13 protein-coding genes are annotated in these 15,963 nt (G+C 54.5%); 10 read left to right on the top strand and 3 right to left on the bottom strand.

Going from position 1 to position 15,963, the window contains the following annotated elements; genetic code table 11:
• The first annotated feature begins 99 nt into the window (after window positions 1-99).
• Window positions 100-1,485 (top strand): polysaccharide deacetylase family protein, encoded by a 1,386-nt coding sequence (locus NSU01_RS09250; RefSeq protein WP_042134994.1) that lies wholly within the window; start codon window positions 100-102, stop codon window positions 1,483-1,485.
• Between the two features lie 522 nt (window positions 1,486-2,007).
• On the opposite strand, the gene ilvD is transcribed toward NSU01_RS09250, so the two are convergent.
• Together ilvD and NSU01_RS09260 are read right to left on the bottom strand one after the other, a co-directional pair.
• Complete coding sequence (gene ilvD, locus NSU01_RS09255; RefSeq protein ID WP_039295667.1) at window positions 2,008-3,693, bottom strand: dihydroxy-acid dehydratase; 1,686 nt, start codon at window positions 3,691-3,693, stop codon at window positions 2,008-2,010.
• Between the two features lie 384 nt (window positions 3,694-4,077).
• Complete coding sequence (locus NSU01_RS09260; RefSeq protein ID WP_076242606.1) at window positions 4,078-5,118, bottom strand: fucose 4-O-acetylase; 1,041 nt, start codon at window positions 5,116-5,118, stop codon at window positions 4,078-4,080.
• Window positions 5,119-5,319: 201 nt separating this feature from the next.
• On the opposite strand from NSU01_RS09260, the gene NSU01_RS09265 reads away from it, so the two are divergent.
• The 4 genes from NSU01_RS09265 (at window position 5,320) to mgrA (ending at window position 8,769) form a co-directional block, all read left to right on the top strand.
• Window positions 5,320-6,069 (top strand): alpha/beta hydrolase, encoded by a 750-nt coding sequence (locus NSU01_RS09265; protein ID WP_042134998.1) that lies wholly within the window; start codon window positions 5,320-5,322, stop codon window positions 6,067-6,069.
• 49 nt (window positions 6,070-6,118) lie between these two features.
• Complete coding sequence (locus NSU01_RS09270) at window positions 6,119-6,889, top strand: HAD-IA family hydrolase (protein WP_076242607.1); 771 nt, start codon at window positions 6,119-6,121, stop codon at window positions 6,887-6,889.
• Window positions 6,890-6,925: 36 nt separating this feature from the next.
• Window positions 6,926-7,666: an NAD-dependent protein deacylase gene (locus NSU01_RS09275; RefSeq protein WP_076242608.1), complete on the top strand. Its 741-nt coding sequence runs from the start codon at window positions 6,926-6,928 to the stop codon at window positions 7,664-7,666.
• A 98-nt stretch (window positions 7,667-7,764) separates the two neighbouring features.
• Window positions 7,765-8,769, top strand: a complete 1,005-nt coding sequence (mgrA, locus tag NSU01_RS09280; protein WP_076242609.1) for an L-glyceraldehyde 3-phosphate reductase — start codon at window positions 7,765-7,767, stop codon at window positions 8,767-8,769.
• Between the two features lie 100 nt (window positions 8,770-8,869).
• Here the strand turns inward: mgrA and NSU01_RS09285 are convergent, their stop codons facing one another.
• Entirely contained in the window at window positions 8,870-9,727 is an 858-nt protein-coding gene (locus NSU01_RS09285; protein ID WP_231575315.1) for an AraC family transcriptional regulator, read from the bottom strand.
• 239 nt (window positions 9,728-9,966) lie between these two features.
• Between NSU01_RS09285 and NSU01_RS09290 the strand changes: the two genes are divergently transcribed.
• From NSU01_RS09290 to NSU01_RS09310, 5 genes are all read left to right on the top strand, one after another.
• Complete coding sequence (locus NSU01_RS09290; RefSeq protein ID WP_042135009.1) at window positions 9,967-11,145, top strand: galactokinase; 1,179 nt, start codon at window positions 9,967-9,969, stop codon at window positions 11,143-11,145.
• 1 nt (window position 11,146) lies between these two features.
• Complete coding sequence (gene galE / locus NSU01_RS09295; RefSeq protein ID WP_042135011.1) at window positions 11,147-12,133, top strand: UDP-glucose 4-epimerase GalE; 987 nt, start codon at window positions 11,147-11,149, stop codon at window positions 12,131-12,133.
• 332 nt (window positions 12,134-12,465) lie between these two features.
• Entirely contained in the window at window positions 12,466-14,049 is a 1,584-nt protein-coding gene (locus tag NSU01_RS09300; RefSeq protein WP_076242610.1) for a UDP-glucose--hexose-1-phosphate uridylyltransferase, read from the top strand.
• A gap of 167 nt (window positions 14,050-14,216) precedes the next feature.
• Window positions 14,217-14,567 (top strand): hypothetical protein, encoded by a 351-nt coding sequence (locus NSU01_RS09305; protein ID WP_144025966.1) that lies wholly within the window; start codon window positions 14,217-14,219, stop codon window positions 14,565-14,567.
• Between the two features lie 129 nt (window positions 14,568-14,696).
• A complete protein-coding gene (locus tag NSU01_RS09310) occupies window positions 14,697-15,860 on the top strand; it encodes an iron-containing alcohol dehydrogenase (RefSeq protein WP_076242612.1) in 1,164 nt (387 codons plus the stop codon).
• Window positions 15,861-15,963: the final 103 nt, after the last annotated feature.

Here is a 15,963-nt window from a genome sequence, read left to right on the forward strand (position 1 = left end):
TTGTCCTCTTGCAGGACAGCAGACGCTTCTACTTACTCTACTTGGCCGTATCACACGTAAGACGAGCCAAAGTCAACTCTGGAAAAGCGGGGAATTTACATGCAGACTTTGCTGCTCTGGCTATTTTACATTTCTACCTTTTATGCTTTCATTCCTGGAATGATCAGCCGTATATTTGGTTATCGTGTCTTTCGGAAGGGAATCGGGCGCACGGATTATGGCCTGACCTTTGATGACGGACCTGACCCGCATTATACACCGTTATTGCTGGATTTGCTTAAGCGCTATGGAGCTAAGGCGACTTTCTTCGTGGTAGGTGCTCATGCTGAAGCGCATCCGGAGATTATTAAGCGTATGCATGATGAAGGGCATCTCATCGGGATTCACAATTATGTGCACAAGACGAACTGGCTGATGCGTCCGGCAACGGTGAGGAAGCAAATTCAGCGGACCGATGATATTATCTTCAAAATAACCGGCGAGCGCAGTACCTATTACCGTCCGCCGTGGGGAATTGTGAACCTGTTTGACTTCTCGAAGCGGCGGCAGGTGCAGATTGTACTCTGGTCGGCCATGTTCGGCGACTGGAAGGAGAAGCTGGGGGCGGAACGTCTGACCGACAAGCTGATCTCCAAGCTGGGCCCCGGTGAAGTCATGCTGCTTCATGACTGCGGTACTACGCTCGGTGCCGATCCGCATGCACCGGAGCATATGCTTATTGCCCTGGAGCGGATGCTTCAAGAAGCGGATAGGCGGGGGCTGCGAAGTATCCGGATTGACAAGATGATCAAGGCGGTGCAGGAATCACCTATCACGCGTCTGTCTTTCGGCAAACGGCTGGTTGTCGGCTTATGGCTGGCCTGGGAACAGGTATTCCAGCTGTTGTTCCAGATCAAGACGATCTCTCCGGCAGATCCGTTCCTGCATTACCGGCTGCGTAAGTATCAGGGGAATCCCGTGCAGATGGATAACGGCGAGACCTTAAGCAAAGGTGACAAGGTGATTGAGCTGCATATCGACAACAGGCAGCTGTTCGAGCTGGGGGTGCATTCGCGTTCCTCGGCACAGCTTGCCATCCGCATGATCCGCCGCATGGAGAAGGATCTCCCGGTGCTTGCGGAGCGGATTGCCGGTGATGTGGATCTGGCGGAAGCCAAGGCACTCTACGGTGTGAGCATGCTGAACCGCGGGCCGGAGAAATTCGGATTCATGGTTCTGGATCTGCCAAGCGGCCTGTTCGCAAGTTCCACCAAATTCTATCTCAGTATTCTGCTCAGCGTCATTCATCCGTCAGGCGGAGCGAGACTTAAAGTCCGCAGTGAGCTGCTGGTACCAAAAATGATGCTGATGCCCGTGTCGCAGCTGCTCGACCAGATGAACCAGCAGCGGCCGCAGAAGCCGGTGAAGCAGCGGGAGCGGATGCGGGAAGAGGAGCATTCCCTTGAAGCTGAACTTGAACTACCCGGAGCAACGGTTGTTCATTGAATGCAGCAGGCAGACAGCACTTATAAATTTTGATATTTATCTATACCGCAACTGAAGCTGCTTCTTATGCTCCGCTGGCCTGAATGGGCTGGCGGGGCTTTTTATATATCTGGAGCTATTGCCGATATGTTTGCTGCCTGTGTCGGACGGAGATCCCGAGACCTCCATCCTAAGTCGAAATCCTGCACGAAATACAACATTTCCCGAGTTAAATCGGAGATTACCGGAAAATGTTGTATGAAATGCAGGATTTCACCTACTCCAGGCGGCTTAGCGGGAAGATTATTGTATTTCATACAACAATCTTCCGGAACAACCCTTTATCGATGAATCAAAGTTGCAGAGCGTACAACATTTCCCTAGCGAACAGCGATAGAGACAATTTGGGTGGTCCCTACATCTGCTGGAACTGTGCAATTCTAGTCGCAAATCGGTCCTTACATGTCAAAAAGAGCAGTCCCGCCGCATTAACGGAGGAGACTGCTCTTTCAGTTCGTTCTTTCTATCTCAGGCTGCGGCCGATTAGATCTTCAGCACGCCGCCTTTGCTTGCATTGGTAACCAGCTTGGAGTAACGGGCCAGGTAACCGGTCTTCACCTTCGGTTCGAAGCCTTTCCAGCCGCTGCGGCGGACAGCCAGGACTTCTTCTTCAACCAGCAGCTCGATCTTGCGGTTGATCAGGTCCAGTTCGATGATGTCGCCATCCTCGACAAAAGCAATCGGTCCGCCCTCAGCCGCTTCCGGCGAGATGTGGCCGATACTGATACCGCGGGACGCTCCGGAGAACCGGCCGTCGGTGATCAGGCCGACCTTGGCGCCAAGACCCATACCGACGATCTGCGAAGTCGGTGCCAGCATTTCCGGCATACCCGGTCCGCCCTTCGGACCTTCATACCGGATAACAACGACATGGCCTTCTTTGACCTTGCCGTTCGCGATCCCTTCCAGCGCCTGCTCCTGGGAGTCGAAGCAGATGGCAGGGCCCTTGTGGTAGCCGCCAACGGAAGCATCTACGGCACCAACCTTGATGATGGAGCCTTCCGGAGCCAGGTTGCCGTAGAGTACAGCCAATCCGCCTACCGGGGAATAAGGGTTGTCTATTGTATGAATAACCGACGTATCCTGAATCTCATGACCCGTGACATTCTCGGCCAGAGTCTTGCCGGTTACGGTCATGCAGTCGCCGAAGATGGCGCCCGGCTTCTTCAGCAGCTCGTTCAGCACAGCGCTGACGCCGCCCGCCCGGTCCACATCCTCGATGAAGATATCGGATGCCGGAGCCAGCTTGGCCAGGTAAGGCACGCGGTTGGCTACTTCATTGATGCGCTCCAGCGGATAGTCAATTTCAGCTTCCTGAGCTAGTGCCAGGGTATGCAGCACAGTGTTGGTGGAACCACCCATAGCCATATCCAGCGCAAAGGCATTGTCCAATGATTCATGGGTTACGATATCACGCGGCTTCAGATCCAGCTTGATCAGCTCCATTAGCTGGGTAGCTGATTTGCGGACGAAATCTCTGCGTTCTTCGGCAACAGCCAGAATGGTGCCGTTGCCCGGGAGAGCAAGGCCCATAGCTTCAGCCAGACAGTTCATGGAATTGGCTGTGAACATACCCGAACATGATCCGCAGGTTGGACAGCCGAATTGTTCCAGTTCAAGCAGTTCAGCGTCATTGATCTTGCCGACCTGATGGGCGCCAACGCCTTCGAACACGGATGTCAGGGATAGCTTCTTGCCTTTGCTGTCTACGCCGGCCTTCATCGGTCCGCCGCTGACGAAGATCGTCGGGATGTTGACGCGCAGTGCGCCCATCATCATGCCCGGGGTGATTTTATCACAGTTGGGAATGCACACCATTCCATCGAACCAGTGAGCGGAAACCATCGTTTCCACAGAATCGGCAATAATCTCGCGGCTTGGGAGCGAATAGCGCATTCCGATATGTCCCATGGCAATACCGTCATCAACGCCGATGGTATTGAATTCGAACGGAACCCCGCCGGCTTCACGGATAGCTTCCTTAACGATTTTGCCGAATTCCTGCAGATGCACATGACCCGGTACAATGTCGAGATAGGAATTGCAGACTGCGATAAACGGCTTGCCGAAATCCTCTTCCTTAACGCCTGCGGCCCGCAGAAGGCTGCGGTGTGGAGCACGGTCAAAGCCCTTTTTGATCATGTCTGAACGCATTTTCTTGTTTGCCATGATGAAATTTCCCCCTAAAAGTATTGTGAGCCTAACCTCTTGGAACGGTGAGAACAAATATAGTGCCGCATTAACGCATTGCAATCCCAAAAGCTGCGTGTCTGCGGTTTATAGAAGGTACAAGGTCCAGCTTCCTGCAGTAAACAGAAGTAGGGCGGAGCCGTTTCTATAAAACAAGCGGATTGGATACGAACGTTAATAGAGAGTCTATCACAAAAAACCTCATTTTTCTACCGGGCAATGTGAAGTTTGTCGCGGTAATCTCCCGGCAGACCAATGGAAACGGCTACACTGTCCTCCACAGGAATTCATACACAAAAAGCCTATCCGCGGCGGGACAGGCTTCTACATATTAATAAGGGAAGAGGTTTCTGTGAATAATTACTAAAGTGAACGCCGGATTGCGGCGCGCTGGAGCGAGATCATCCAGTCCACAGACGGCTCAACCAGCGGGTTCAGCATACGTCTGACAGCGGGCTGGGCCAGCAGCACCGTGCAGGATACTGCGCCTGCAATCAGAAGAGCGGCTCCGGCAGCATTTCCGATATAGGCATACAGGCCGGAAACGGCAGCCGCCCGGACAATGAATCCGTGAAGCAGGAAGACGTAGAGGGTGCGGCGTCCCAAGTCTGTCATGCGGCTTAACCCGTAAGGGACCAGGCCCAGAAACGCCAGGGAAGCGGCAAATTGCAGACCATACACAGCGAGCCGGAACACCCCCGCATACCATTCATGGGCACCGAGCTGCATATAGGTCATACTGCCGAACAGCCAGCCCATCGGGAGACCGCGTCCCGCTACGCCCATCACTATAAGCAGCAGGAGGGAAGCGGCAGCGGCAGCGGTTTTGACATATTGCTGATACAGCTTAACGAAAGCTCCGAATGAGAAATGAAATCCGATGACGAAAAAGGGAAGATAGACAAAGGTGCGGCTGATGCTGAACCAGATTCCATCCAACTGCAGATAACCTACAGCCACACCTGCGGCGATGGCGAAGGCAAACTGGGCGCTCTTGCTCCAGCGGCTCATCCCCAGCATGAGCAGACGCCAGAAGGCGTGGCTGGCCAGGAACCACAGCAGCAGGTAAGGAGCGAAGAAGGAATGCTGTATGTTATTTACATGGAATAAGGAAATGTCGAGTGCGGAGTAGAGGCTCTGAAAAATAATATATTGCAGTCCGATCTGCAGCAGCACCTTACGGCCGGCCGCGCCATTTAAGCTTTTACGGGCAAAGTAACCGGTCACAAGCACAAACAGCGGCATATGAAAGCTGAAGATCCATTGGTACAGGGTGTGGAGTCCGCTCATTTCAAGAATCAGGGGTTCGATCGCATTGGCCACAAAGACAGTTACAATAAGCATGAAGCGCAAATTAAGAAAAAACGTTTCTCCACGCGTGTCGAGCGAGCTTTCCCGGGTCATGACGTTACCTCCAATAAATGCGGTTTGCGCGATGCTTAATACTTTAATTTTAAAATACATGATTTCCGGTAAATAAATTGTGAAATACATCACAATGGTAAGCGCTCTCATGGCCGCCAGATGTGGCGAAGTGTTGAAGGTTGTTTGATTTCATTGATTACACTATAATTTTCTGTATGCAGTATCCGGGAGTGAATTCTATTGAGAAAAAGCAGTACCAAACGTAATGTGCTTATAGGAATTGTATTGATTCTGCTGGTGGCAGGGGTGTTTATATGGAAGTACCTGACTCCGTATCAGCCTGCTGAAAGAGCCGAATCCGCACTTGTCTCTGCCGGGGGAGTTACAGTAGAGCAGAATGACAACTGGATCTCGTTCGAGCCATCGGTTGCACTCGGCACCGCCGTGATCTTTTATCCCGGCGCACTGGTCGAGGCGGAAGCTTATGCTCCGCTTGCCAGGAAAATCGCAGCAGCCGGCCACCCGTTCTATATCGCAAGAATGCCGCTCAATCTGGCCGTGATCAAGGGGAATGCTGCCGAAGAGATCATCCGCGTGCATCCGAAGCAGTCCTTTGTGCTTGGCGGACACTCGCTTGGCGGGGTAATGGCCTCGCGCTTCGCCGCAGATCATGCCGACCAGCTGGAAGGCGTTTTTTTTCTGGCTTCCTACCCGGATGAGAAGGGCAGTCTGAAGGATACTACGCTGTCCGTATTGTCGGTGCTGGGTACGGAGGACAAGGTGGTTGATCAGGAGAGCTATAACGAAGGCAGGGCTTATCTTCCGGGCAACACTGTATACACGCCGGTCAACGGCGGCAATCATGCCCAGTTCGGGAGCTACGGCCCCCAGAAGGGTGACGGCATAGCCACGATCACAGAGGAAGAGCAGCAGGCACGCACTGCGCGGGCCTTGCTGGATTGGATAGGGAATCTGCGTCAGAGCAAGTGAGCACCGAATGACGGAAGTAACTCCGCCTGGGAGAGGAGTGTCAGTCTGAATGCCTGAATTGCATATTAATGAGATATCCGTTCCGTGCAGGGGCATCTTGTTCGACAAGGATGGAACGCTGCTGGATCTGCTTGCCACCTGGGGAAGCTGGGCTGATCTGATTCTGGAGGGGCTGGGCAGCCAGCTGGCATTCATCGGCGGCCTGCCGCGAGCCGGGCCGGAGCTTGCTTCTGTGCTGGGTACGGTTCATGATGCCAACGGCAAGGTGACCGGCTATGATCCCGCCGGGCCGCTCTCCATGGCGACCGCCGAAGAAACGACCGGGATTCTGGCCTGGCAGCTGTATGCTGCCGGCGTTCCCTGGAATGAAGCGGTAACGCGGGTGAATGCGATCTCCAAGGAAGCTATGAACGAGCTGCGCCGGCGGAGGGGGGCGGTGGCAATGCCGGGGCTGCCGGATTTCCTGGAGCAGTGTGCGGCCGCTTCGCTGAAACTCGGTGTAGTGACCTCAGACAATATGGCCACTACCCGTGAGCAGCTGGAGTGGCTTGGGATATCCGGTTATTTTCATTCTGTCGTCACCAGAGACAGAGTGAAGCACGGCAAGCCTGCACCGGAGATGGCCGAGACGGCCTGCCGGGAGCTGGGCCTGCTGCCCGGGGAGACGGTCATTATCGGTGACAGTAATGCGGATATGCAGCTTGGTAAGGGAGCCGGACTGCGTCTTGCTGTGGGTCTGTCTCCAGACGGGGCCGCAGCCCACCTGCTGGATGCGGATATTGTTGTTTCCGGCTATCCGCAGCTCCGGTTAACATTCTGATTTTATTTCTGTACAGAGAGGAAACGTGTGGACTCTATGGATCAATTGCAGCTACTGGCTTCCTGGATCAAAGACAGCGGGAATATTGTTTTTTTCGGCGGCGCCGGAACCTCAACGGAGAGCGGCATACCGGATTTCCGTTCGGCGGCCGGTCTTTACCAGACTCAGCACAACTCTCCTTATCCGCCTGAAGTCATGCTGAGCCGCAGCTTTTTCATGTCCTCGCCGGACATTTTTTTTGATTTCTACCGCAGCAAGATGATTCATCCGGAGGCGAAGCCGAACGGGGCACATAAGCTGCTGGCTGACCTTGAAGCGAAAGGCAAGCTGAAGGCGGTCATAACACAGAATATCGATGGTCTCCACCAACTGGCGGGAAGCCGCAGGGTGCTGGAGCTGCACGGCTCAATTCACCGCAATCACTGCATGGACTGCAATACCTATTACGGTCTGGAGCAGATTCTGGAGCAGACGGCTGCTGTACCGCTGTGCCCGGAGTGCGGCGGCATCATTAAGCCGGATGTGGTGCTCTATGAGGAAGCGCTTGATCATGATGTACTGGTCGACGCAGTGGCGGCGATTGCGGCAGCAGATCTGCTGCTGATTGGCGGCACCTCGCTCACCGTCCAACCGGCGGCAAGTCTGATCACCTACTTCCGGGGAAGGCATACGGTGTTGCTCAACGGTGATCCGACACCGTACGACCATCAGGCAGATCTGATCATTACGGACCGGATCGGCGATGTGATGGGCAGAATACAAGGGCTGCTCGGATGAGGATTTCAAGCTTTTTCCCGTGAGAAGATTACAAAGTCTGTCCGGAGTTTAAATTAGGGTAATGCAATAACTGATGAACCGAGAGGCAGGGATAAGCAATGGTATATGTGGCTAACGATGAACGGTATGAAGTCATGCGTTACAACCGCACTGGCAGGTCAGGCCTCAAGCTTCCGGCTATTTCACTGGGCCTCTGGCATAATTTCGGCGGTATCGATACCTATGAGAATGGCCGTGAGATGATCACCCGCTCTTTCGATCTCGGAATTACCCATTTCGATCTGGCTAACAACTATGGTCCTCCGGCAGGCTCGGCAGAGGAAATGTTCGGCAAGGTTCTCGCCCGGGATCTGGCTCCGTACCGTGACGAGCTGGTAATCTCCACCAAGGCGGGATATTACATGTGGCCCGGCCCTTACGGAGACTGGGGTTCACGCAAATATATACTATCCAGCCTGGACCAGAGCCTGAAACGGCTGGGACTGGACTATGTGGATATTTTCTATTCCCACCGTCCGGACCCGGAAACACCAATGGAAGAAACGATGGGAGCACTGGATCATGCCGTGCGTTCAGGCAAAGCGCTCTACATCGGCCTGTCCAACTACACGGCTGAGCAGACGGAGCAGGCAATTGGCATCCTGAAGAAGCTCGGAACACCGCTTCTGATTCATCAGCCGCGGTATTCCATGCTCGACCGCTGGATCGAAGGCGGGCTGCAGGATGTGCTGGAGGAGCATGGCGTCGGCAGTATCGCCTTTACCCCGCTGGCTCAGGGCCTGCTGACCAGCAAATACCTGAACGGCATTCCGGGCGATTCCCGGGCCGCCGGGCCATCCGCCTTCCTGAACGAGAGCCGGATTACGCCGGAGGTGCTGCGCAAAATCCACGCGCTCAACCAGATGGCGGTAGCGCGCGGCCAGAGCCTGGCCCAGTTCGCGCTCCTCTGGACGCTGCGCGGCGGCAAGGTGACCTCGGCGCTGATCGGCGCCAGCCGGGTAAGCCAGATCGAGGAGAATATTGCCGCTCTGGCGCATGGTGATTTCTCGCAGGAAGAGCTGGAACGGATTGAGACGATCCTTGGAACAGAGGATGAAGCCTGAGTAATCTATAGAATTGACAAGCAACAGCCCGCTTCCGGAACAGGAAACGGGCTGTTGGCTTAAGCGGAGTTCTGGTAGAACGCCGGATGCTCTCCTGAGCCTATTTCTCCCCGGGATTGGCAGTTGCCTGCCGGTAAGTGCTGGGAGACTGGGCACAAAATCGTTTGAACTGCCGGGAGAAGTACAGGGCATCGGTCAGGCCGACAGACGCTGCGACCTGCTCTACCGACAGCTCAGGGCGTTCGCGCAGCAGCTGGCGGGACTTCTCAATGCGCAGCTTCAGCAGATAGGTCACCGGCGAGAGGCCGGTCTCCTGCTTGAAGATGCGTGACAAATAAGCGCGGTTATAGCCCAGGCTGCCGCACATCTGTTCAATGGAGACCGGATGGGCATATTGGGATGTCATATAGTTAATCATTTGCTTCACTGTGCGTTTGACCTGCGACTCCGCCCCGGGCGACCTTAAGGAGGAGATCAGCAGACCGGATGCTTCGCCGATGATCAGGTAAAGATAGCCGAGCGAGGTCAGATGCGCGCTCTCCTTGCCCGCATAGAAGGCGGACATCATCCCGGCGAGTGCACCCGGGATCAGACTGCCTTCAGCCGTGGTCAGGACCGGCTTCTCCGGGGAGAAGCCGGCCTGCAAGGCGAGCTGCTCCGCCTCCGTTCCGGTGAAGGCAGCCCAGCGGTACCGCCAGGGCTGCTGCTGATCCGAGATGTAGCTCACCAGCTGGGCCGGGTGGATCAGGAAGCAGTCTCCCGCCCCCAGTTCATATTTGCGCTGCTCGGTCCGGAAGACACCGGAGCCGGACTCAATGTAGTGAAGCAGATAATAATCGTAGATCTTGGGGCCGGCCTGATGCAGCGGCAGCGTCTGGCTCTCCCCGGCGAACAGCACATGCAGAGACTGCTGATCGAAATACACGGGATTTGATCCTACGGAATAGGTATGTTCCAACGGCCATCCGCCTTTCTTGAATATAACGCTATCATAGCTTAGCATGAGGGGAAGCGCAGAAATGAATCTTTATCTCCAGTATATCCTCCCGGCTGCCGGAAGTCACATTTGTCCATGTATTGCACACATGATTGCATTATCAGGGCAAGTCTGATTTTATTATAATGTAAGTAGAAGGAAGCAAGTTGGAAACAAGTTGAAAGCCCAAGCACAAGCAGCGAAAGGATGGAGTGGCAATAATGAGCGTACAGGAACTTAACAGTAAATTTATCGAGAAATACGGGGAGAGCAGCGAAGAGGCGCGGGTATTCTACGCACCGGGCCGTGTGAATCTCATCGGAGAGCATCTGGACTACAACGGCGGGTATGTGTTCCCGGCAGCACTGGACTTCGGAACTACCCTTATCGTACGTCCGCGTTCGGACGGCAAGGTTCAATTCGCATCAACGAATTTCCCTTATGAAGCCTCTATCGACTACAGCGAAATCGGCAAAGCCAAAACCGGCGAGTGGGTTGACTATCCGGTTGGTGTTATGGTCGAGCTGGCCAAGAAGGATCTTCCGGTATCCGGAGGGTATGACCTCTTGTTCCACGGAGAGATTCCGAACGGCTCGGGCTTGTCCTCTTCCGCTTCCATCGAGGTAGTAACAGGTTATGCCTTCCTGACGCTGCTTGGCGGAGACACGGATACTGTAGAGATCGCCCTGCTGTCCCAGCGTGCGGAGAACCAGTATGTGGGTGTAAACTCCGGCATCATGGACCAGTTCGCTGTCGCCAACGGCAAACGCGACCAGGCCATCCTGCTGATGTGCGACACCCTGGAATACAGCCTGGTACCGTTTGTGACCGGCTCTTATAAGCTGGTTATCGGCAATACGAACAAGAAGCGCGGCCTTGTGGACTCCAAGTACAATGAGCGCCGCAGCCAATGCGAGGAGGCTCTGGCTATTTTGAAGCAAGAGGTGCCAACCCTGTCTTACCTGGCCGAGCTTAAACCTGAACAATTCGAGCTTCATCAGCATAAAATCACCGACGAAACCGTCAGACGCCGCGCCCGCCATGTGGTGGAAGAGAATCAGCGTGTGCTCGATTCGGTTGAAGTGCTCAAGAACAATGACCTGAAGCAATTCGGACTCTATATGAACGACTCCCATGTCTCCCTGCGTGACCTGTATGAAGTCAGCTGCGAAGAGCTGGACATCATGGTTGAAGAAGCACAGCGTATTCCGGGAACACTCGGCTCGCGTATGACAGGTGCCGGATTCGGCGGATGTACAGTATCTCTGGTGCATGAGGATGATGTGGAACGTTTCATTGCCGAAGTCGGCGAAGCTTACAAGAAGAGATCCGGTCTGACGGGCGAGTTCTATGTATGCACGATCGGCAACGGCGTTGAAGAACTGAAAGGAGTGAAGTAAGATGGCGATTCTGGTAACGGGCGGAGCAGGATATATCGGTTCCCACACAGTGGCGGAGCTGCTGGACCGGGGCGAAGAGGTTGTAGTTATCGACAATCTGCTGACAGGGCACCGCGAGGCGCTGCTGGGCGGCAAGCTGTATGAGGGAGACCTGCGCGACAAGGCACTGCTGGCCAAGCTTTTCTCCGAGAACAAGATTGAAGCGGTAATCCATTTCGCAGCGAGTTCCCTGGTGGGCGAGAGCATGAAGGATCCGGTAAAATATTACGACAACAACGTGTATGGTACACAGTGTCTTCTCGAAGCGATGCAGCATGCCGGAGTGGACAAAATCGTCTTCTCCTCCACAGCCGCAACCTACGGCGAACCGGAAAAGGTGCCGATTGAAGAAACGGACCGCACTGAACCTGCGAATGTGTACGGGGAGACCAAGCTGACCATGGAACGCATGATGGCCTGGTTCGACAAGGTACTCGGCATCAAATACGTAGCGCTGCGCTACTTCAATGCTGCAGGTGCACATGCCAGCGGCAAAATCGGCGAAGACCACCGTCCGGAGAGCCACCTGATTCCGCTGGTGCTCCAGGCTGCACTTAAGCAGCGGGAGAACATCGCGGTCTTCGGCGAAGACTACCCGACAGAAGACGGAACCTGCGTACGCGACTATATCCATGTCAGCGATCTGGCGGATGCGCATGTCCGTGCGGTAACCTACCTGCGCAGCGGCAGTGCAAGCAATATCTTCAACCTGGGCAACGGCCTGGGCTTCTCCGTCAAGCAGGTGATTGAAACTGCGAAGAAGGTCACCGGCCTGGACATTCCGGTTGTAATCCAGGAGCGCCGCGCCGGTGATCCGGCGGTACTTGTCGCTTCTTCGGCCAAAGCCCGGACGATCCTGGGCTGGGACCCGCAGCATGCCGATCTGGAAGGCATCATTCAAAGCGCCTGGAACTGGCACTCCGCGAATCCGGAAGGGTATGGCGGCTAAGCCTGCCAATGTACTTTGTTGTGAATAGTACGGAAGCCTGGCTTGAAGAATAAGCAATCCTAAGATGAACAAAAGAAAAATAAAAAGCCAGAAGGATAGAAGGGGGATTTTGGAACTGTAGGAGCGTTAGCGACCGCCTGAAAGCTTTCCGCAGGAAAGCTCGCTTCGGAAGCATCAGCAGTCACCGGATTTCTACCGCAATCAGCGGGTCAATCAAGAAATCTGGGGACAACAGCGGCCGGAGGTCCAAATATTCACCGTAGTGACGTCTATGGCTTAAGTTAATATCTTAAGTTCAGCTATACAGGTTGCAGCAAATAAGGAGAATTGAAATGCAGAACGATAATATTACGGCTGCAGCCTCTGAGAAGGCATTGTATGCAATTGAACAGCTGGTCCTGTTCGCGCAGCACAAGGGGCTGATTCAGCCGGCTGACGTTGATTACAGCCGCAATGAGCTGCTGGACCAGTTCGGCTTCAGTGAGCCGTATGCCGGTGAATTCACTGAAGGTCCGCTTGAGAGTCCGCAGGCCCCGCTGGATCAATTGATCGACTACGGGTTTGAGTCCGGGCTGATTCCGGAGAATACGGACACATACCGCGATCTGCTGGACGCCAAGATCATGGGCCTTCTGATGGCCCGGCCGTCTGAGGTAAATGCGGAGTTTGCCGCGATCCAGGCGGAGCAGGGCATTCAGGCGGCCACTGACCGCTTTTATAAGCTGAGCATTGATTCCAACTATATCCGTATGGACAGGGTGGCCAAGAATGTATATTGGCTTCAGGAGTCGCCTTACGGGGATATCGAGATGACGATCAATCTCTCCAAACCGGAGAAAAGTCCGAAGGAAATCGCCATGGCCCGGCTGCTCCCGCCGCCGGTCTATCCGAAATGCCAGCTCTGCCGCGAGAATGTCGGCTATGCCGGACGGGTCAATCATCCGCCGCGCCAGAACCTGCGCGTGATTCCGCTTGCAATGAATAATGAAAAGTGGTTCTTCCAGTACTCGCCGTATGTGTATTATAACGAGCATTGTATCGTGTTCCACCATGATCATGTGCCGATGAAGCTGACGAAGGATACGCTGAAGCGTCTGCTTAGCTTTGTTGAATCCTTCCCGCATTATTTCATCGGCTCGAATGCCGATCTGCCGATTGTCGGCGGCTCCATTCTGACCCATGATCACTTCCAGGGCGGACGCCACACCTTCCCCATCCAGAAGGCGCCCAAAGAGGATAGCTTCACCCATGCTGCATATCCAGGCGTTAGCCTAAGCATTGTGAAATGGCCGATGTCTGTGCTGCGGATGCACGGGGCAGATCCTGCCGTGCTGCTGGAAGCCGGCAACAGTATCTATGAGGCCTGGAAGACTTACAGCGATCCGGCAGCTGATGTCCTGGCCTTCAGTGAAGAAGCCGGGGAGAGCGTGCCGCATAACACGGTTACACCTATCGTCCGCCGGGCAGAAGACGGCGGCTATGAGATGGATCTGGTGCTGCGCAACAACCGGACCAGCGAAGAATATCCCGAAGGGATTTTCCACCCGCACCGGGAAATGCACCACATCAAGAAGGAGAACATCGGCCTGATCGAGGTTATGGGCCTGGCGATTCTGCCGGGGCGCCTCAAGGAAGAGCTCGATGCTGTCGCTGGCGTTCTGGCCGGAGACACCGCACTGCTGGAAGCAGTCCAGAGCCAGGGCGCTGATCATCCACTTGCGCTGCATGCTTCCTGGATCGCGGAGCTGGCCGGCCGTTTCGGCACTTCCCTGAGCCGCGAGGAAGCGGTGAAGACAGTGCAGAACGAGGTAGGCACCAAGTTCACGCATATTCTGGAGCATGCGGGAGTCTACAAACGCACACCGGAAGGCCAGGCGGCATTCCGCCGGTTCGTGAACAGCAGCGGGTTTAACTAAGACCGCTGTGTATTGTAAATGAGATGTCCCTGCCGGAGTGTCGGCGGGGGCATTTTTTGTTGCGCGGGAAACTACGATGCAATGATGTGTCCGCCGGAAGTGGACGGCAGGAGGAAATGAGGGGCAGAAGTGCCCCTGATTTCGCTGAAATCGGGCGATGGGAGGAAATGAAGGGCAGAAGTCCCTCTGATTCCGCCGAAAGTGGCCGGCAAGCGGAAATTAAAGGGAAAAATCCCTCTGATTCCGCCGAAAGCGGGCGGCATGGGGAAATTATAGGGATAAATCCCTCTGATTTCGCTGAAAGCGGGCGGCAAGCGGAAATTAAAGGGATAAATCCCTCTGAGTCCGCCGAAAGCGGGCGGCATGGGGAAATTAAAGGGATAAATCCCTCTGATTTCGCCGAAAGTGGGCGGCATGAGGAAATTAAAGGGATAAATCCCTCTGATTCCGCCAAAAGTGGGCGGCAAGCGGAAAATAAAGGGATAAATCCCTTTGAATTTGTGCTAGGCAGGCGTTAAGGGAACGCCGTGTCTTTTAAACACGACACCGACCTTTTGCCGCTCCTCTGTAGTCATTTGAATGCGGCAAGCCGGAGGTCTATAATATACAAGTGCGTCACATTCATATACTCATGGAGGTTTACCCATATGCGTAAGTTTGAGTTCTATAACCCTACCAAGCTGATTTTTGGACAAGGGACATTGCAAGCACTCCGCACCGAAGTGCCGAAATACGGCAAGAATGTACTGCTGATGTACGGCGGCGGCAGCATTAAGCGCAGTGGCCTGTACGACAATGTAATTGCTGAGCTGAATGCCATCGGAGCTGTAGTTACGGAATTGGCCGGAGTGGAGCCTAACCCGCGCCTGTCTACCGTACATAAAGGCGTGGATTTATGCCGCGAGAACGGGATCGAACTGATCCTCGCCGTCGGCGGCGGCAGTGTGCTGGATTGTGCCAAGGCTGTAGCTGTCGGTGCGAAATACGATGGGGATATGTGGGACTTCGTGGAGCGCAAAGCGGCGCCTCAGGGAGCTCTTCCGCTGGGGACTGTGCTGACTATGGCGGCTACCGGTTCGGAAATGAACAACGGCTCGGTAATTACGAATGAAGTGACCAAGGAGAAAATGGGCTGGGGCAGCGTGCATGCCTATCCGGCATTCTCGATTCTTGATCCTGAGAACACCTTCTCCCTGCCGCGTGACCAGACGGTCTACGGTATGGTGGACATCATGTCCCATACACTGGAGCATTATTTCCACACAGACGGCAACACGCCGGTACAGGACGGCTTCTGTGAAACCCTGCTTCGTACAGTAATCGAAACTGCACCGAAGCTGATCGAAGATCTGAACAACTATGAACTGCGTGAGACCATCATGTACTGCGGTACCATGGCACTGAACGGGATGGTCAGCATGGGCTTTGCCGGAGACTGGGCTACGCACAATATTGAGCATGCCGTATCCGCCGTTTACGATATTCCGCATGGCGGAGGATTGGCGATTCTGTTCCCGCAATGGATGAAATACAACCTCAGTACGAATCCTGCCCGTTTCCGCCAATTGGCAGTGAACGTATTCGGGATTGATCCGGCTGGCAGAAGCGATGAGGAAGTCGGTCTGGAAGGCATCGAGGCGCTTCGCAGCTTCTGGGATTCCATCGGAGCTCCGAAGACGCTTGGTGATTATGACATCGATGACAGCGAAATCGGCAATATGGCGGACAAGGCTGTCCGTTTCGGCCCGTTTGGCAACTTCCGCAAGCTGCAGCGTGAGGATGTTGTAGAGATTTACAAGCTGGCTCTGTAAGCTGCATTTACAAGCAGTTGACCATGTAAGCTAGCCCTGTAAGGCAGCTGGATAGACATGCCTGCAGTGGTTAACCCTAAATGCTGCACCCAAAGATCAGCCG

It is taken from the genome of Paenibacillus sp. FSL H8-0259 (assembly GCF_037963255.1).
GTDB classification, from domain to species: Bacteria; Bacillota; Bacilli; order Paenibacillales; family Paenibacillaceae; genus Paenibacillus_AQ; species Paenibacillus_AQ phytohabitans.